Annotated in this window: 16 protein-coding genes, 3 tRNA genes, 2 rRNA genes, 1 other RNA gene and 1 other annotated feature (2 of these 23 running past the window's edge); of the genes, 17 read left to right on the forward strand and 5 right to left on the reverse strand. The window is 43.3% G+C overall.

Annotated features, from left to right (window positions below):
• Positions 1 to 731: the 5' portion of a YaaC family protein gene (locus MY9_RS00065; RefSeq protein ID WP_014662459.1), read on the reverse strand. Its footprint begins 217 nt before the window's first position; 731 of the gene's 948 nt are visible here — the first part of the coding sequence; it begins with the start codon at positions 729 to 731; the stop codon falls past the left edge of the window.
• Between the two features lie 120 nt (positions 732 to 851).
• Here MY9_RS00065 and guaB point away from each other — a divergent pair, with 120 nt between their 5' ends.
• The 6 genes from guaB to MY9_RS00095 all read left to right on the forward strand — a co-directional run bounded on the left by guaB (position 852) and on the right by MY9_RS00095 (position 7,319).
• A complete protein-coding gene (gene guaB / locus MY9_RS00070) occupies positions 852 to 2,318 on the forward strand; it encodes an IMP dehydrogenase (protein WP_003226803.1) in 1,467 nt (488 codons plus the stop codon).
• A 152-nt stretch (positions 2,319 to 2,470) separates the two neighbouring features.
• Positions 2,471 to 3,802, forward strand: a complete 1,332-nt coding sequence (dacA, locus tag MY9_RS00075) for a D-alanyl-D-alanine carboxypeptidase (protein WP_041521230.1) — start codon at positions 2,471 to 2,473, stop codon at positions 3,800 to 3,802.
• 196 nt (positions 3,803 to 3,998) lie between these two features.
• On the forward strand, positions 3,999 to 4,883 hold the full coding sequence (gene pdxS, locus MY9_RS00080) for a pyridoxal 5'-phosphate synthase lyase subunit PdxS (protein WP_003247145.1): 885 nt from the start codon (positions 3,999 to 4,001) through the stop codon (positions 4,881 to 4,883).
• A 21-nt stretch (positions 4,884 to 4,904) separates the two neighbouring features.
• Positions 4,905 to 5,495: a pyridoxal 5'-phosphate synthase glutaminase subunit PdxT gene (gene pdxT, locus MY9_RS00085; RefSeq protein ID WP_014662461.1), complete on the forward strand. Its 591-nt coding sequence runs from the start codon at positions 4,905 to 4,907 to the stop codon at positions 5,493 to 5,495.
• A gap of 52 nt (positions 5,496 to 5,547) precedes the next feature.
• Positions 5,548 to 5,760, forward strand: a binding site (T-box leader).
• 54 nt (positions 5,761 to 5,814) lie between these two features.
• On the forward strand, positions 5,815 to 7,092 hold the full coding sequence (gene serS, locus MY9_RS00090; RefSeq protein ID WP_014662462.1) for a serine--tRNA ligase: 1,278 nt from the start codon (positions 5,815 to 5,817) through the stop codon (positions 7,090 to 7,092).
• A 134-nt stretch (positions 7,093 to 7,226) separates the two neighbouring features.
• Positions 7,227 to 7,319 (forward strand) — tRNA-Ser (locus MY9_RS00095).
• 111 nt (positions 7,320 to 7,430) lie between these two features.
• Here MY9_RS00095 and dck read toward each other — a convergent pair.
• From dck to MY9_RS00115, 4 genes are all read right to left on the reverse strand, one after another.
• On the reverse strand, positions 7,431 to 8,084 hold the full coding sequence (dck, locus tag MY9_RS00100; protein ID WP_003226792.1) for a deoxyadenosine/deoxycytidine kinase: 654 nt from the start codon (positions 8,082 to 8,084) through the stop codon (positions 7,431 to 7,433).
• Positions 8,081 to 8,704, reverse strand: a complete 624-nt coding sequence (gene dgk / locus MY9_RS00105; protein ID WP_014662463.1) for a deoxyguanosine kinase — start codon at positions 8,702 to 8,704, stop codon at positions 8,081 to 8,083. Before dgk ends, dck begins: the two co-directional genes overlap by 4 nt.
• 98 nt (positions 8,705 to 8,802) lie before the next feature.
• The gene (locus MY9_RS00110; RefSeq protein ID WP_081483589.1) at positions 8,803 to 10,092 is read right to left on the reverse strand and encodes a glycoside hydrolase family 18 protein; all 1,290 of its coding nucleotides are present in this window, start codon (positions 10,090 to 10,092) and stop codon (positions 8,803 to 8,805) included.
• Positions 10,093 to 10,155: 63 nt separating this feature from the next.
• Positions 10,156 to 10,701, reverse strand: coding sequence for an isochorismatase family cysteine hydrolase (locus MY9_RS00115; protein ID WP_014662465.1), 546 nt, complete (start codon positions 10,699 to 10,701; stop codon positions 10,156 to 10,158).
• An 85-nt stretch (positions 10,702 to 10,786) separates the two neighbouring features.
• Between MY9_RS00115 and tadA the strand changes: the two genes are divergently transcribed.
• The 11 genes from tadA to MY9_RS00165 all read left to right on the forward strand — a co-directional run.
• On the forward strand, positions 10,787 to 11,272 hold the full coding sequence (gene tadA, locus MY9_RS00120; protein ID WP_014662466.1) for a tRNA adenosine(34) deaminase TadA: 486 nt from the start codon (positions 10,787 to 10,789) through the stop codon (positions 11,270 to 11,272).
• Positions 11,273 to 11,354: 82 nt separating this feature from the next.
• An RNA gene (ffs, locus tag MY9_RS20975) (signal recognition particle sRNA large type) lies at positions 11,355 to 11,619 on the forward strand.
• 129 nt (positions 11,620 to 11,748) lie between these two features.
• Positions 11,749 to 13,440 (forward strand): DNA polymerase III subunit gamma/tau, encoded by a 1,692-nt coding sequence (gene dnaX / locus MY9_RS00125; protein WP_014662467.1) that lies wholly within the window; start codon positions 11,749 to 11,751, stop codon positions 13,438 to 13,440.
• Positions 13,441 to 13,463: 23 nt separating this feature from the next.
• Positions 13,464 to 13,787, forward strand: coding sequence for a YbaB/EbfC family nucleoid-associated protein (locus tag MY9_RS00130; RefSeq protein WP_003225427.1), 324 nt, complete (start codon positions 13,464 to 13,466; stop codon positions 13,785 to 13,787).
• Between the two features lie 14 nt (positions 13,788 to 13,801).
• Positions 13,802 to 14,398 carry a recombination protein RecR gene (gene recR, locus MY9_RS00135; RefSeq protein WP_003225425.1) on the forward strand — a complete coding sequence of 199 codons (597 nt, stop codon included), beginning with the start codon at positions 13,802 to 13,804 and terminating at the stop codon, positions 14,396 to 14,398.
• 17 nt (positions 14,399 to 14,415) lie between these two features.
• Positions 14,416 to 14,640, forward strand: a complete 225-nt coding sequence (locus tag MY9_RS00140; protein WP_014112283.1) for a YaaL family protein — start codon at positions 14,416 to 14,418, stop codon at positions 14,638 to 14,640.
• Positions 14,641 to 14,706: 66 nt separating this feature from the next.
• Positions 14,707 to 14,970 carry a sigma-K factor-processing regulator BofA gene (gene bofA, locus MY9_RS00145; RefSeq protein WP_014662468.1) on the forward strand — a complete coding sequence of 88 codons (264 nt, stop codon included), beginning with the start codon at positions 14,707 to 14,709 and terminating at the stop codon, positions 14,968 to 14,970.
• Positions 14,971 to 15,214: 244 nt separating this feature from the next.
• Positions 15,215 to 16,764: ribosomal RNA gene (locus MY9_RS00150) — 16S ribosomal RNA — on the forward strand.
• A gap of 101 nt (positions 16,765 to 16,865) precedes the next feature.
• Positions 16,866 to 16,942 (forward strand) — tRNA-Ile (locus MY9_RS00155).
• Positions 16,943 to 16,953: 11 nt separating this feature from the next.
• Positions 16,954 to 17,029: transfer RNA gene (locus tag MY9_RS00160), tRNA-Ala, on the forward strand.
• An 81-nt stretch (positions 17,030 to 17,110) separates the two neighbouring features.
• Positions 17,111 to 17,500 (forward strand): 23S ribosomal RNA (locus tag MY9_RS00165) (it continues 2,538 nt past the right edge of the window).
• Together the 16S and 23S rRNA genes with 2 tRNA genes alongside form the textbook arrangement of a ribosomal RNA operon.

Raw genomic sequence — 17,500 nt, forward strand, 5'->3', positions numbered from 1 at the left:
ATATAATATTGGTTCTTTTCCATGTCAAACAATAAGCTGGTCGACGTCCATGGCTCCTTGTCTTGCGGTGAAATTTCAAACAGCAGCCCGTGTTCATTTTTCTTTGCGAAAGACCATTGAAAATGATGGGACATATATTCAGCAAACCTTGAATCAGACATTTTATAATCGATGACTACTTCCTCTGGTACAAATATTTTGTTCTTATCCTTCTCAACTTTTGTCATAAAACGTTCTTTCTGCTGAAAGTAGAAAATATCGCTTAGTTCTGGAACCCCCATTAACAATTTTTTCATGGTATACCGTTCATCTACTATATCTGATTGTCCGAATAAATGTTTCATAAAATGTACGCATAGGCCGTTCCGTTGTATTTTCACTTCATCGTCGCTAAAACAATAATTTTGTTTCTTTCGCTTTCTTGTTGTTACGCCATGTGCCAGTACTGATGTATGGCTTGGATAATGGGGATCACGTGTTATTAGACATGCTTTGATAAGTTGTGCCATTCCATAAAATAAAAGGATCGGTTTGATTTCTAATGGGGAATATGCAGCTTGTTTATAAAACGATTCAGCATGCTTTAAGAAATAAATAAACCGTTCACTGTTTTTAAAAGAGTTTTTTTTCGCATCATCAATACCGTTTGAGACATAAACCTTTTCTAGAAATTTCTGGGTTGATTCAACGGAATAAAATAGCGCTAAGTCTTTCCACTCATGATATGTCATGTGTATTTCTTAATCCTTTCCGTTATCTAAATATTTCAACTCTTTCTCGCTTCCTTGACATGCTCTTGGCTAGTTGATAATCTACATATAATATTTTGCCGAAAAGAGGGGGATTTACTAATGTGGGAAAGTAAATTTTCAAAAGAAGGCTTAACGTTCGACGATGTGCTGCTTGTGCCAGCAAAATCTGAGGTACTTCCGCGTGATGTGGATTTATCTGTAGAACTTACAAAAACGTTAAAGCTAAATATTCCTGTCATCAGCGCAGGTATGGACACTGTAACAGAATCAGCAATGGCAATTGCAATGGCAAGACAGGGCGGCTTGGGCATCATTCACAAAAATATGTCCATTGAACAGCAGGCTGAACAAGTTGATAAAGTAAAGCGTTCTGAGCGCGGCGTTATCACAAATCCCTTCTTTTTAACTCCTGATCACCAAGTATTTGATGCGGAGCATTTGATGGGGAAATACAGAATTTCCGGTGTTCCGATTGTAAATAACGAAGAAGACCAGAAGCTTGTTGGAATTATTACAAACCGTGACCTTCGCTTTATTTCTGACTACTCAATGAAAATCAGTGATGTCATGACAAAAGAAGAGCTTGTTACTGCATCTGTAGGAACTACTCTGGATGAAGCTGAAAAGATTTTGCAGAAACATAAAATTGAAAAGCTTCCTCTCGTAGATGACCAGAACAAATTAAAAGGTCTTATCACCATTAAAGATATTGAAAAAGTCATTGAGTTCCCGAACTCATCTAAAGACATTCACGGCCGTCTGATCGTTGGTGCGGCAGTTGGCGTAACTGGTGATACAATGACTCGCGTCAAAAAGCTTGTTGAAGCCAATGTTGATGTGATTGTTATCGATACAGCTCACGGACATTCTCAAGGCGTTTTAAACACAGTCACAAAAATCCGTGAAACGTATCCTGAATTAAATATTATCGCTGGTAACGTGGCAACCGCTGAAGCAACAAGAGCGCTTATCGAAGCTGGAGCAGACGTTGTCAAAGTTGGAATCGGACCTGGTTCAATTTGTACTACACGTGTTGTAGCTGGTGTCGGTGTTCCGCAAATTACAGCAATTTATGATTGTGCGACTGAAGCAAGAAAACACGGCAAAACAATCATCGCTGACGGCGGAATTAAATTCTCTGGCGATATCACTAAAGCGTTGGCAGCCGGCGGACATGCCGTTATGCTTGGAAGCTTGCTTGCAGGCACATCGGAAAGCCCTGGTGAAACTGAAATCTACCAAGGCAGAAGATTTAAGGTATACCGCGGCATGGGATCAGTTGCTGCAATGGAAAAAGGAAGTAAAGATCGTTACTTCCAAGAAGAAAACAAAAAATTTGTTCCTGAAGGAATTGAAGGACGCACACCTTACAAAGGACCAGTTGAAGAAACTGTTTATCAGCTAGTTGGAGGCCTTCGTTCCGGTATGGGATATTGCGGATCTAAAGATCTTCGTGCGCTAAGAGAAGAAGCTCAATTCATTCGCATGACTGGAGCAGGACTTCGCGAAAGCCATCCGCATGACGTACAGATTACAAAAGAATCACCTAACTATACAATTTCATAATAAATTGTTACAAATTAAAAACATTTGACAGGGTCTCTGACTCTGTCTATTTTTTTTATACTGATTATGATAAAATTTATACTGTTGTGCATTGAAAATGTCCTTAACGGCTTAATTATAGATGAAGAAAATGAAATACGGAGGTCGTACGATTGAACATCAAGAAATGTAAACAGCTACTGATGTCATTGGTTGTGTTAACCCTAGCTGTCACGTGTCTGGCTCCAATGTCAAAAGCAAAAGCAGCCAGCGATCCAATTGATATCAATGCATCTGCTGCTATTATGATCGAAGCTTCTTCAGGTAAAATTCTGTACAGTAAAAATGCAGATAAGAGACTGCCAATTGCGAGTATGACAAAAATGATGACAGAATATCTGTTATTAGAAGCAATTGATCAAGGTAAAGTGAAATGGGACCAAACCTATACGCCTGATGACTATGTGTATGAAATTTCCCAAGATAACAGCTTATCAAACGTTCCTCTTCGGAAAGACGGGAAATACACAGTAAAAGAATTATATCAAGCTACAGCAATTTATTCTGCAAATGCTGCTGCTATTGCGATTGCAGAAATCGTTGCCGGTTCTGAAACTAAGTTTGTTGAAAAAATGAATGCAAAAGCAAAAGAACTAGGCTTAACAGATTACAAATTTGTTAATGCAACAGGTCTTGAGAATAAAGACCTTCACGGGCATCAGCCTGAGGGGACAAGCGTAAATGAAGAGAGTGAAGTTTCTGCAAAGGATATGGCGATTCTTGCGGATCACTTAATTACTGACTACCCTGAGATTCTGGAGACTTCCAGTATCGCCAAAACGAAATTCAGAGAAGGCACCGATGATGAAATGGATATGCCGAACTGGAACTTTATGCTGAAGGGGCTTGTCAGCGAGTATAAAAAAGCGACTGTAGACGGACTGAAAACAGGTTCTACTGACTCTGCGGGTTCATGCTTTACAGGAACAGCTGAACGCAACGGTATGCGTGTCATCACTGTTGTATTAAACGCAAAGGGCAACCTTCATACAGGCCGTTTCGATGAAACAAAAAAAATGTTTGATTATGCTTTCGACAATTTCTCCATGAAAGAAGTTTATGCTAAAGGCGATGAAGTAAAAGGCCATAAAACAATTTCAGTTGATAAAGGTAAAGAGAAAGAAGTAGGCATTGTGACAAACAAGGCGTTCTCTCTTCCTGTCAAAAATGGTGAAGAAAAGAATTACAAAGCGAAGGTCACATTGAATAAAGACAACTTAACTGCTCCTGTGAAAAAAGGAACCAAGGTTGGGAAGCTGACTGCGGAATACACAGGTGATGAAAAGGATTACGGATTCCTTAACAGCGATCTGGCTGGCGTAGACCTTGTGACAAAAGAAAATGTAGAAAAAGCAAACTGGTTTGTTCTGACAATGCGCAGTATCGGCGGATTTTTCGCCGGTATTTGGGGAAGTATTGTTGATACGGTAACCGGCTGGTTTTAATCAATTGAAAGAGCTCTGATGGATGTTAGGGCTCTTTCGCTTAATATACTGAAAAAACCCAATTTTTAATAAAAAATGATTTTCAAAGCGCCAAAAACCGAATAAAATAATATATATCCATATGAAATATTGGATTTCTAGGATACAATAAGGATTAGAAATCATATAACTATACCTTGATTAGGGGGACCAAGAAATGGCTCAAACAGGTACTGAACGTGTAAAACGCGGAATGGCAGAAATGCAAAAAGGCGGCGTCATCATGGACGTCATTAATGCGGAACAAGCGAAAATTGCTGAAGAAGCTGGAGCTGTCGCTGTAATGGCGCTAGAACGTGTGCCGGCTGATATTCGTGCGGCTGGAGGAGTTGCCCGTATGGCTGACCCTACAATCGTGGAAGAAGTAATGAATGCAGTATCTATCCCGGTAATGGCAAAAGCGCGTATCGGACATATTGTTGAAGCGCGTGTGCTTGAAGCTATGGGTGTTGACTATATTGATGAAAGTGAAGTTCTGACTCCTGCTGACGAAGAATTTCATTTAAATAAAAATGAATACACAGTTCCTTTTGTTTGTGGCTGCCGCGATCTTGGTGAAGCAACACGCCGTATTGCGGAAGGCGCTTCTATGCTTCGTACTAAAGGTGAGCCTGGAACGGGTAATATTGTTGAGGCTGTTCGCCATATGCGCAAAGTTAACGCTCAAGTGCGCAAAGTAGTTGCGATGAGTGAGGATGAACTCATGACAGAAGCGAAAAACTTAGGTGCTCCTTACGAGCTTCTTCTTCAAATTAAAAAAGACGGCAAACTTCCTGTCGTTAACTTTGCCGCTGGCGGCGTAGCAACTCCAGCTGATGCTGCTCTCATGATGCAGCTTGGTGCTGATGGAGTATTTGTTGGTTCTGGTATTTTCAAATCAGATAACCCTGCTAAATTTGCGAAAGCAATTGTGGAAGCAACAACTCACTTCACTGATTACAAATTGATCGCTGAGCTGTCAAAAGAGCTCGGTACTGCAATGAAAGGGATTGAAATCTCAAACTTACTTCCAGAACAGCGTATGCAAGAACGCGGCTGGTAAGAATATAGGAGTGCTGCTGACATGTTAACAATAGGTGTACTAGGACTTCAAGGAGCAGTTAGAGAGCACATCCATGCGATTGAAGCATGCGGAGCAGCTGGTCTTGTCGTAAAACGTCCGGAGCAGCTGAACGAAATTGACGGGTTGATTGTGCCGGGCGGTGAGAGCACGACGATGCGCCGTTTGATCGATACGTATCAATTCATGGACCCGCTTCGTGAATTCGCTGCTCAGGGTAAGCCGATGTTTGGAACATGTGCCGGATTAATTATATTAGCAAAAGAAATTGCTGGTTCAGATAATCCTCATTTAGCCCTTTTGAATGTGGTTGTAGAACGCAATTCATTTGGCCGGCAGGTTGACAGCTTTGAAGCGGATTTAACAATTAAAGGCTTGGATGAGCCTTTTACTGGGGTATTCATCCGTGCGCCGCATATTTTAGAAGCTGGTGAAAATGTTGAAGTTCTATCGGAGCATAATGGCCGTATTGTAGCCGCGAAACAGGGGCAATTCCTTGGCTGCTCATTCCATCCGGAACTGACGGAAGATCACCGAGTGACACAACTGTTTGTTCAAATGGTTGAGGAATACAAACAGAAGGCACTTGTATAAAACAGTTGAAAGCTGTGGAAACTTATAGTACATTATAAGCACAAATAAAGATCGAAAAGCGTTGATAGGAACTAGTAGGGAGCCTCTCTTTCTAAGAGAGCCGATGGTTGGTGCGAATCGGTGAAAGATGCTGTCTGAATCCATCCTTGAGCGAAATGCTGAAACAAGTAGGCATTTACGGGATAACCGTTATGTGTGAAAGTGGAAAACGAGTCATTGATTTGTTTTCAATCAGGGTGGCAACGCGAGAGCTCTCGTCCCTTTATGGGGATGAGGGCTCTTTTTATTTTCGACAAATCAATAAAAAGGAGTGTTTCGCATGCTTGATACGAAAATGCTGAGAGCAAATTTTCAAGAGATTAAAGCGAAGCTTGTTCACAAAGGCGAAGACTTAACTGATTTTGATAAGTTTGAGGCGTTAGATGACAGACGAAGAGAGCTTATCGGCAAGGTTGAAGAGTTAAAAGGAAAACGGAATGAAGTGTCTCAGCAGGTTGCTGTGCTGAAACGTGAGAAAAAAGACGCGGACCACATTATTAAAGAAATGCGTGAAGTCGGCGAAGAAATTAAAAAACTTGATGAAGAATTAAGAACAGTGGAAGCTGAGCTTGATACAATTCTTCTTTCCATCCCGAATATTCCGCATGAGTCTGTACCTGTCGGTGAAACAGAAGACGACAACATAGAAGTGCGTAAATGGGGTGAAAAACCTTCATTTGCTTACGAACCAAAGCCGCACTGGGATATTGCGGATGAGCTGGGTATTCTGGATTTCGAACGTGCTGCCAAAGTAACAGGAAGCCGTTTCGTGTTCTATAAAGGGTTAGGTGCTCGTTTGGAGCGCGCGCTTTATAACTTTATGCTTGATCTCCACGTGGATGAGTATAACTATACTGAAGTGATCCCGCCATATATGGTTAACCGTGCGAGCATGACGGGAACTGGGCAGCTTCCTAAATTTGAAGAGGATGCATTTAAAATCAGGGAGGAAGATTACTTCTTAATTCCGACTGCAGAGGTACCGATTACAAACATGCATCGCGATGAAATCCTTTCAGGTGACAGCCTGCCGATCAATTACGCGGCATTCAGTGCTTGCTTCCGTTCTGAAGCAGGTTCAGCAGGACGTGACACACGCGGATTAATTCGTCAGCACCAATTTAATAAAGTTGAGCTTGTGAAGTTTGTGAAGCCTGAGGATTCCTATGAGGAATTAGAGAAGCTTACAAACCAAGCAGAACGGGTTCTTCAGCTGCTTGAGCTTCCATACCGCGTCATGAGCATGTGTACGGGTGACTTGGGCTTTACAGCTGCGAAAAAATACGATATCGAAGTTTGGATTCCGAGCCAAGACACATACCGAGAAATCTCTTCTTGCAGTAACTTCGAAGCGTTCCAGGCAAGACGTGCGAACATTCGTTTTAGACGTGAAGCGAAAGGCAAGCCTGAGCATGTACACACACTGAACGGTTCAGGACTGGCGGTTGGAAGAACAGTTGCCGCTATCTTAGAAAATTATCAGCAGGAAGACGGAAGCGTTGTGATTCCGAAGGTGCTTCGTCCTTATATGGGGAATAGAGAAGTAATGAAACCATAAATGAATTAAAGGCGTGCCTAACAAGGTGCGCCTTTTTGCTTATAAAAACACGACATTTTCGTAAAAACAAAAAAAGTTTTTAAAAATGCTTGACCACATGAGAACATACATGATATAGTAAGTCTTGTCGATACGGAGGAATACCCAAGTCCGGCTGAAGGGATCGGTCTTGAAAACCGACAGGGGTGTCAAAGCCCGCGGGGGTTCGAATCCCTCTTCCTCCGCCATATTGATTTTAATTCTAATGAAACACAAGCATATATTGGAGATTGTTTTGTCCGTTGCATTCGGTGCGACGGATTTTTTATTATAATGAAAAAGTGAATCTCGACTGAGATTCACTTTTTTTGATTATCATGAATAACGGAAGCAATTTGATCTACAATATTTTCAATCGAGTTTTCGTCGTTCAGCAGATCATAATCTTCAATGCGAAGTTTTAAAACAGGGCAGGCGTTAAAACCGCTTATCCAGTTTTCATAGCGTGTATGCATTTCTTCCCAATAAGATCGGCTAGTCTGAAGCTCCATCTCACGGCCGCGTTGCTCAATCCGGTTTAAAATGTTCTCCAGATCTCCTTCTAAATAGATCAACACATCTGGGTGCGGGAAATACGGTGTCATTACCATTGCTTCGAAAAGGCTTGTGTAAGTTTTATAATCGACCTTTGACATTGTGCCTTTATCTGCATGCATTTTTGCGAAAATTCCTGTGTCTTCATAAATCGAACGATCCTGTACAAATCCTCCGCCTGCTTCAAAAATCGTTTTCTGTTCTTTGAAGCGTTCAGCTAAGAAATAAATTTGAAGGTGAAAGCTCCAACGTTCAAAATCATGATAGAACTTTTCCAAGTATGGATTATGATCGACTTCCTCCAAAGATGTTTTAAATCCAAGTCGTTTAGCTAAAGTTTTGGTTAAAGTCGATTTTCCGACACCTACTGTTCCGGCTACTGTAATAATTGAATTCTTAGGGATATGATGTTCCTTCATACGATAAGCTCCTTTACATGGGCGGCAATGCGTTCAAAGTCGCTCTTATTCAAAACGAAATCCTTTGAATCACCATCTACGGTTAACACTGTAAGGTCAGGATCTGCTTCCTGCAGCTTCTTGATGGCGACTTCATAATCTGAAATCAGCTGCTCCAAATAGCTTGTTTCAATTTTTTTCTCAAAGGGACGCCCGCGTTTTTCAATGCGGTGTAGCAATGTAGGCAGACTGGCCTTTATGTAAATGATGAAATTCGGCTTTGGCAGATCATCCGTTAGCAGGTGATAGATCTTTTTGTACTTTTCCAGCTGATGTTGAGACAGGGTGCGTTCCGCAAAAATCACATTTTTATAAATATGATAATCAGCTATCACAGGCTGTCCCTTTTTTAAAAAGTGATCACTGGTATCTTCAAGCTGTTTGTATCTGTGACAAAGAAAAAACATCTCGAGCTGGAAGCTCCATTCCTCTATATTGTCATAAAACTTATCAAGGTACGGGTTATCCTCTACAATCTCATTGATCATAGGGAATCCGAACTCTTGTGAGAGCATCGTTGCGAGGGTTGTTTTTCCTGCCCCGATAGGACCTTCTATTGCAATAAAAGGGGCTGTATTCATCGGAATCCTCCTTATATCTGAAAAACGTGCGTCAGTTACCGACCTTCATATTGTATCACAACCCTTGGGTGCCCCCATGAAAAAAAGACGTTTCCAATTTATCGAAACGTCAATTTGACAACATTAAATTGATCAGACAGCAGCAGCCAGTTTTGTGGGAAGGAAAGACCCAGCTTCCAATAGCTGATGCCTCTTAAATTCAGTTCTTTAATCAGATTGAATTTTGCTTGGATTGAGCGGGCATCCTCGAACCATACCTCGTGCCTTCTGTTTTGTGCATCAGTATAGCGGAAGAAAGGAGCTTGAGCGGTTTCGTCATACTGAATGGAAGCATTGTTGCGATCAGCTATGACAATGGCTTGCTGAGGGCTTACTGCTCTTGCCGGAGTTCCCCCTGCTTTATATGGCAGCGTCCAGTCATATCCATATAAATTCTGGCCCATGACGATTTTGTTCGCTGGCATTTCAGTCAAAGCATATTCTATGACATCCCGGACAGGGCCAATTGGAGAAACTGCTTGAGCCGGCCCGCCGCTATAGCCCCATTCATATGTCATGAGAACAACAAAGTCGACAATTTGGCCATGTGCCCTGTAATCATGAGCTTCATACCATCTGCCCTGCTGTGTTGCACTTGTTTTAGGAGCTAGAGCCGTGGAAATTCCTAAGCCTTCTCGATGGAAAAGATCCCTCGCTTCGCGCAGAAATTGATTATAGGCTTCTCTATCCTCGGGCCGTAAATATTCAAAGTCGAAATGAATGTCACGGAAGCCATACCTTCTGGCGTTCTCGACTATTTCATTTAGAAGCCTTCTTTTTACAGTTTCGTCGTTCAAAAGGATCCGTCCGAGCTCATCGCTAAATGCCTGGTTTTCTAAGTTCGTTATAATCATCATCAATGTTGTATTTTGACTTTCTGTAATGCTCCTTAAATTCGTTAAAGGCGGTGCGACTAATGTTCCGTTACGCTGTGCCTGGAAACTGAATGCACCCAAGTACGTTAAGTAGGGCGACGCTTCTCTGGCCGCCTGCTGGAGATTTTCGCTGACTTGATTTCCGCGTGGCTCCAAATAAGCATTTGATTCGATATCCCGTTTAGGAGCTGGAGGGATGTATAAACGGAAACCAATCTGAAGCACGGTATTTAATTGGATGCGGTTAACCCTGGCGAGCTCGGCTGCTGTTGTATTGAACTGCCGGGCGATGGATGTCAGGGTATCACCTCGCTTCACATCATAGAACTGGCCGGCAATTGGAATGACGATGGTTTGTCCGACAACAAGGCTGTCGGGATTCGGTATTTCATTCGTTTCTGCGATCTCACTTACGGTTGTTCTGTGTTGTGAAGCGATAGCAGAAAGAGTGTCGCCTTGTTTTACTACATAAATTTGAATGAAAAACGCCTCCTTTCATATCGCTATCAATGTATGAAAGAAAAGCGCTGATCATGTTTATTTTTCTGTAATTTGTTTTTCCGTCGTAATTTCTGCGAAAAGAACATTCTCCATCATAGTTAAGGCGAATTCATTATCCTCGTCACTGTTTGAGGCGATGCAGTCCTTAGGAATTGTGATGCTGTATTCCCTCATGTAAGCGTCATTAGCGGTAAACAGCACACATATATTGCCGGCTATACCTGTTAAGATGATTTGTCTCACCTGCAATTCAGTCAGAAGAGTATGAAGTGCAGTTTCGTAAAAAGCGGAATGTTTAGGTTTGATTAAAAAATAATCAGCATCTTCCGGAGCTATCTTTGTGATGATATCCTTGCTTTTTTCATTTGTACATTCTTGCTGAATATTTTTAATATCAGCTTGCCATAGTCCATAATGATCGTTGATGTAAATAATCGGCCAGTCATTTTGTCTCGCGTGCTCCTTTAATGATAAAATATGAGGAACGATTTTTTCTGTTTTTTTAGCGAGGGTTTCTCCCATATCGAATTCAAAATTATTGATCATGTCTACAATGAGAAGGGCTGTGTCTGCTTTGGACAATCGACAGTCTCCTTTCCGTTTCAGTTATAGTTAATATGTAGCCTTTTTAGGCAATGAAAAAACTTTGAAAAGAGAGCTTATTCTAATGACACAAGATGAACTTTATATGAAAGAAGCAATTAAAGAAGCGAAAAAGGCTGGAGAGAAAGGTGAAGTGCCAATAGGCGCGGTGCTTGTCGTTAATGATGAAATTATAGCGCGTGCACATAATTTAAGAGAGACGGAGCAGCGATCGATCGCTCATGCAGAAATGCTCGTGATTGATGAAGCGTGTAAGGCATTGGGAACATGGCGGCTGGAAGGGGCGACTCTTTATGTGACGCTCGAGCCTTGTCCAATGTGTGCTGGTGCCGTTGTGCTTTCACGAGTGGAAAAAGTGGTATTTGGCGCATTCGATCCGAAAGGAGGTTGTTCAGGTACGTTAATGAATCTTCTTCAGGAGGAACGCTTTAATCATCAGGCTGAAGTGGTGAGCGGTGTGCTTGAGGAAGAATGCGGCGGAATGCTCAGTGCGTTTTTCAGAGAACTAAGAAAAAAGAAGAAAGCTGCCAGGAAAAACTTGTCTGAATAGTACGGTTGCAATTTTTAGGGGAAACAGATATACTTAAGTGTGCATCGTAATAGATGCAACATAAAATTTGATATTTATTTTGCCGTGCTAAGCGGGGAGGTAGCGGTGCCCTGTACCTGCAATCCGCTCTAGCAGGGCCGAATCCCTTCTCGAGGTTCGTTTACTTTAAGGCCTGCCTTAAGTAAGTGGTGTTGACGCTTGGGTCCTGCGCAATGGGAATTCATGAACCATGTCAGGTCCGGAAGGAAGCAGCATTAAGTGAAACCTCTCATGTGCCGCAGGGTTGCCTGGGCCGAGCTAACTGCTTAAGTAACGCTTAGGGTAGCGAATCGACAGAAGGTGCACGGTAAATCAATCATCAAATTTTCAGACTCACCTAAGATTAGGTGAGTCTTTTGTTATGTAAAAAGAGCTTTTGGAATCGAAACAAGGTTCATGTATAATGGGAATGATGAATAACGGAGGAGGGCAAACCCGTGAGTTACCAAGCTTTATATCGAGTATTCAGGCCTCAGCGCTTTGAAGATGTGGTCGGACAAGAACACATTACAAAAACGCTGCAAAATGCCCTTTTGCAAAAAAAGTTTTCTCACGCCTATCTGTTTTCCGGGCCTAGAGGAACCGGAAAAACCAGTGCAGCCAAAATATTTGCCAAGGCTGTTAACTGTGAACATGCTCCTGTTGATGAGCCATGCAACGAATGTGCGGCCTGTAAAGGGATAACAAACGGGTCAATATCCGATGTTATAGAAATTGACGCCGCATCTAATAACGGTGTTGATGAGATTCGTGATATTCGCGATAAAGTGAAGTTTGCCCCATCGGCTGTCACGTATAAGGTATATATCATAGATGAGGTGCATATGCTTTCTATCGGCGCCTTTAATGCATTACTAAAAACATTAGAAGAGCCGCCGGAACATTGTATTTTCATTCTAGCAACAACTGAACCGCACAAAATTCCTTTAACCATTATCTCCAGATGTCAGCGTTTTGACTTTAAACGAATTACCTCCCAAGCGATTGTAGGGCGCATGAATAAAATTGTTGATGCCGAACAGCTGCAAGTGGAGGAAGGATCGCTGGATATTATTGCGAGTGCTGCGGACGGAGGGATGAGGGATGCCCTGAGCCTTCTTGATCAGGCCGTATCATTCAGCGGTGATGTCCTGAAAGTCGAGGATGCGCTTTTGATTACGGGTGCTGTTTCTCAATTGTATATCGGGAAGCTTGCGCAATCCTTGCATGATAAAAATGTTTCTGACGCACTGGAAACATTAAATGAATTGCTGCAGCAAGGGAAAGATCCAGCTAAGCTGATAGAAGATATGATTTTCTATTTCAGGGATATGCTGCTGTATAAAACAGCTCCTGGCTTAGAGGGAGTGCTTGAAAAAGTAAAAGTCGATGAAACGTTCCGGGGACTAAGTGAACAAATTCCGGCTCAGGCCATATATGAAATGATTGATATTCTGAACAAGAGCCATCAGGAAATGAAATGGACAAATCATCCGCGTATCTTTTTCGAAGTGGCCGTGGTGAAGATTTGCCAAACCTCACATCAATCTGCTGCTGACCTCCCGGAAGTGGACATGCTGATGAAAAAAATTCAGCAACTTGAACAGGAAGTAGAGCGGCTTAAAACAACGGGCATAAAAGCGGCTGCGGAAAGCCCCAAAAAAGAAACGCCGCGTATGCCAAAGGGCGGGAAATCCAATTACAAAGCGCCAGTAGGCAGAATCCATGAAATTTTGAAAGAAGCCACAAGACCTGATCTTGATCTGCTTAGAAACAGCTGGGGCAAGCTTCTTGCACATCTCAAACAGCAAAACAAAGTATCACATGCCGCTTTGCTGAATGACAGTGAACCTGTGGCTGCCGCCTCCGCGGCATTTGTCCTGAAATTCAAATATGAAATTCATTGTAAAATGGTCGCTGAGGATAACAACGGAGTCCGAACTAATCTTGAGCAGATTTTAGAATCGATGCTCGGAAAAAGAATGGATTTGATTGGCGTTCCAGAAGCACAATGGGGTAAAATAAGAGAAGAATTTTTAGAAGATCATCAGCAGGAAAATGAAGGATCAAATGAACCGGCTGAAGAAGACCCGCTTATTGCCGAAGCGAAAAAGCTTGTCGGAGCGGATTTAATTGAAATAAAAGACTAACAAAATGAAAGAGAGTGAATACTATGCGTGGCGGAATGGGTAATATGCAAAAAATGATGAAACAAATGCAAAAAATGCAAAAGGACATGGCGAAGGCTCAAGAAGAGCTTGCAGAAAAGGTTGTTGAAGGAACTGCAGGCGGCGGTATGGTAACAGTAAAAGCAAACGGCCAAAAAGAAATCCTGGATGTTATCATCAAAGAAGAAGTCGTTGATCCGGAAGATATTGATATGCTTCAAGATTTAGTGCTTGCTGCAACGAATGAAGCTTTGAAAAAAGTTGACGAAATCACAAACGAAACAATGGGTCAATTTACAAAAGGAATGAACATGCCAGGTTTATTCTAGGGGGATAAAAGAACATGCAATATCCTGAACCAATATCAAAGCTGATAGACAGCTTTATGAAATTGCCAGGGATCGGACCGAAAACAGCGGTTCGTCTGGCTTTTTTTGTTCTAGGTATGAAAGAAGATGTGGTATTAGATTTTGCGAAAGCATTAGTAAATGCGAAACGCAATCTGACATATTGTTCAGTTTGCGGGCATATTACAGATCAGGACCCTTGCTATATATGTGAAGATACGCGCAGGGATAAATCTGTTATCTGTGTTGTGCAAGACCCAAAGGATGTTATCGCTATGGAGAAAATGAAGGAATACAATGGACAGTATCACGTTCTTCACGGCGCTATTTCTCCAATGGACGGCATCGGACCGGAGGATATTAAAATACCAGAATTGTTAAAACGATTACAGGATGATCAAGTGACAGAAGTGATTCTCGCGACAAACCCTAATATAGAAGGGGAAGCAACGGCGATGTATATATCAAGGCTCCTCAAGCCGTCTGGTATTAAGCTCTCCCGTATTGCCCACGGACTGCCCGTCGGCGGTGATTTGGAATATGCTGATGAGGTCACTCTTTCTAAAGCACTTGAAGGAAGACGTGAATTGTAAGGAGGAAAAAGCGATCCATGGGTTTTCTTCGCAAGAAAACATTGAGAAGAGAGTTTGATGAAAAACTAATCGAGCAGCTTTTTAAGCAAAAGGAAGAGTGGAACAGGCAGAAGAAGCTGGTCGAAAAAAGCTTAGAACCGTCTGCTGAAGTGTTATACGAACTGAAAGTAGCTGAAGCGAAGTATTTTTTTTACTTAAGGGAAGCGAAGCAGCGAAATTTAAAAATCAGCCGGTGGAAGTAAGTGGTCTAAACTCCTGGATCTTCTCATAAGCTTGTACTAGAACAAGCGAAGGAGATGAGAAGATTCATGGAGCCTATTTTTATTGTTGGAGTTATTTTTGGACTGGTTATTCTTCTTTTTTTATCAGGTTCAGCTGCAAAGCCTTTAAAGTGGATTGGCATCACAGCTGTTAAATTTGTAGCGGGTGCTTTGCTGCTGGTTTGTGTAAATATGTTTGGCGGCAGTCTTGGCATTCATGTGCCGATTAATCTAGCCACAACAGCTATCAGCGGGATTTTAGGAATACCGGGAATAGCTGCGTTAGTTGTAATTAAGCAATTTATTATTTAATTGATATTATGTATTGACTTCGATAAATGAAGGTGTTATTCTAGTATACGTCGCTGATGACGAACGGCTTTTTTGAAAAGGAAATAATAAAAAGTTGTTGACAGTAGTGACGATAAATGTTATGATAATAAAGTCGCTTAAAGAGCGGTAAATAAAGTTCTTTGAAAACTAAACAAGACAAAACGTACCTGTTAATTCATTTTTTATAAATCGCACAGCGATGTGCGTAGTCAGTCAAACTACTTTATCGGAGAGTTTGATCCTGGCTCAGGACGAACGCTGGCGGCGTGCCTAATACATGCAAGTCGAGCGGACAGATGGGAGCTTGCTCCCTGATGTTAGCGGCGGACGGGTGAGTAACACGTGGGTAACCTGCCTGTAAGACTGGGATAACTCCGGGAAACCGGGGCTAATACCGGATGCTTGTTTGAACCGCATGGTTCAAACATAAAAGGTGGCTTCGGCTACCACTTACAGATGGACCCGCGGCGCATTAGCTAGTTGGTGAGGTAATGGCTCACCAAGGCGACGATGCGTAGCCGACCTGAGAGGGTGATCGGCCACACTGGGACTGAGACACGGCCCAGACTCCTACGGGAGGCAGCAGTAGGGAATCTTCCGCAATGGACGAAAGTCTGACGGAGCAACGCCGCGTGAGTGATGAAGGTTTTCGGATCGTAAAGCTCTGTTGTTAGGGAAGAACAAGTACCGTTCGAATAGGGCGGTACCTTGACGGTACCTAACCAGAAAGCCACGGCTAACTACGTGCCAGCAGCCGCGGTAATACGTAGGTGGCAAGCGTTGTCCGGAATTATTGGGCGTAAAGGGCTCGCAGGCGGTTTCTTAAGTCTGATGTGAAAGCCCCCGGCTCAACCGGGGAGGGTCATTGGAAACTGGGGAACTTGAGTGCAGAAGAGGAGAGTGGAATTCCACGTGTAGCGGTGAAATGCGTAGAGATGTGGAGGAACACCAGTGGCGAAGGCGACTCTCTGGTCTGTAACTGACGCTGAGGAGCGAAAGCGTGGGGAGCGAACAGGATTAGATACCCTGGTAGTCCACGCCGTAAACGATGAGTGCTAAGTGTTAGGGGGTTTCCGCCCCTTAGTGCTGCAGCTAACGCATTAAGCACTCCGCCTGGGGAGTACGGTCGCAAGACTGAAACTCAAAGGAATTGACGGGGGCCCGCACAAGCGGTGGAGCATGTGGTTTAATTCGAAGCAACGCGAAGAACCTTACCAGGTCTTGACATCCTCTGACAATCCTAGAGATAGGACGTCCCCTTCGGGGGCAGAGTGACAGGTGGTGCATGGTTGTCGTCAGCTCGTGTCGTGAGATGTTGGGTTAAGTCCCGCAACGAGCGCAACCCTTGATCTTAGTTGCCAGCATTCAGTTGGGCACTCTAAGGTGACTGCCGGTGACAAACCGGAGGAAGGTGGGGATGACGTCAAATCATCATGCCCCTTATGACCTGGGCTACACACGTGCTACAATGGACAGAACAAAGGGCAGCGAAACCGCGAGGTTAAGCCAATCCCACAAATCTGTTCTCAGTTCGGATCGCAGTCTGCAACTCGACTGCGTGAAGCTGGAATCGCTAGTAATCGCGGATCAGCATGCCGCGGTGAATACGTTCCCGGGCCTTGTACACACCGCCCGTCACACCACGAGAGTTTGTAACACCCGAAGTCGGTGAGGTAACCTTTTAGGAGCCAGCCGCCGAAGGTGGGACAGATGATTGGGGTGAAGTCGTAACAAGGTAGCCGTATCGGAAGGTGCGGCTGGATCACCTCCTTTCTAAGGATATTTACGGAATATAAGACCTTGGGTCTTATAAACAGAACGTTCCCTGTCTTGTTTAGTTTTGAAGGAACTTTGTTCCTTGAATAAGTTAAGATGGGCCTGTAGCTCAGCTGGTTAGAGCGCACGCCTGATAAGCGTGAGGTCGGTGGTTCGAGTCCACTCAGGCCCACCATCTTATATAATGGGGCCTTAGCTCAGCTGGGAGAGCGCCTGCTTTGCACGCAGGAGGTCAGCGGTTCGATCCCGCTAGGCTCCACCAACGTGTTCTTTGAAAACTAGATAACAGTAGACATCACATTCAATTAGTAATACAAGATATCACATAGTGATTCTTTTTAACGGTTAAGTTAGAAAGGGCGCACGGTGGATGCCTTGGCACTAGGAGCCGATGAAGGACGGGACGAACACCGATATGCTTCGGGGAGCTGTAAGCAAGCTTTGATCCGGAGATTTCCGAATGGGGAAACCCACCACTCGTAATGGAGTGGTATCCATATCTGAATTCATAGGATATGAGAAGGCAGACCCGGGGAACTGAAACATCTAAGTACCCGGAGGAAGAGAAAGCAAATGCGATTCCCTGAGTAGCGGCGAGCGAAACGGGATTAGCCCAAACCAAGAGGCTTGCCTCTTGGGGTTGTAGGACACTCTGTACGGAGTTACAAAGGAACGAGGTAGATGAAGAGGTCTGGAAAGGCCCGCCATAGGAGGTAACAGCCCTGTAGTCAAA

It is taken from the genome of Bacillus sp. JS (genome assembly GCF_000259365.1).
Classification (GTDB): domain Bacteria; phylum Bacillota; class Bacilli; order Bacillales; family Bacillaceae; genus Bacillus; species Bacillus stercoris.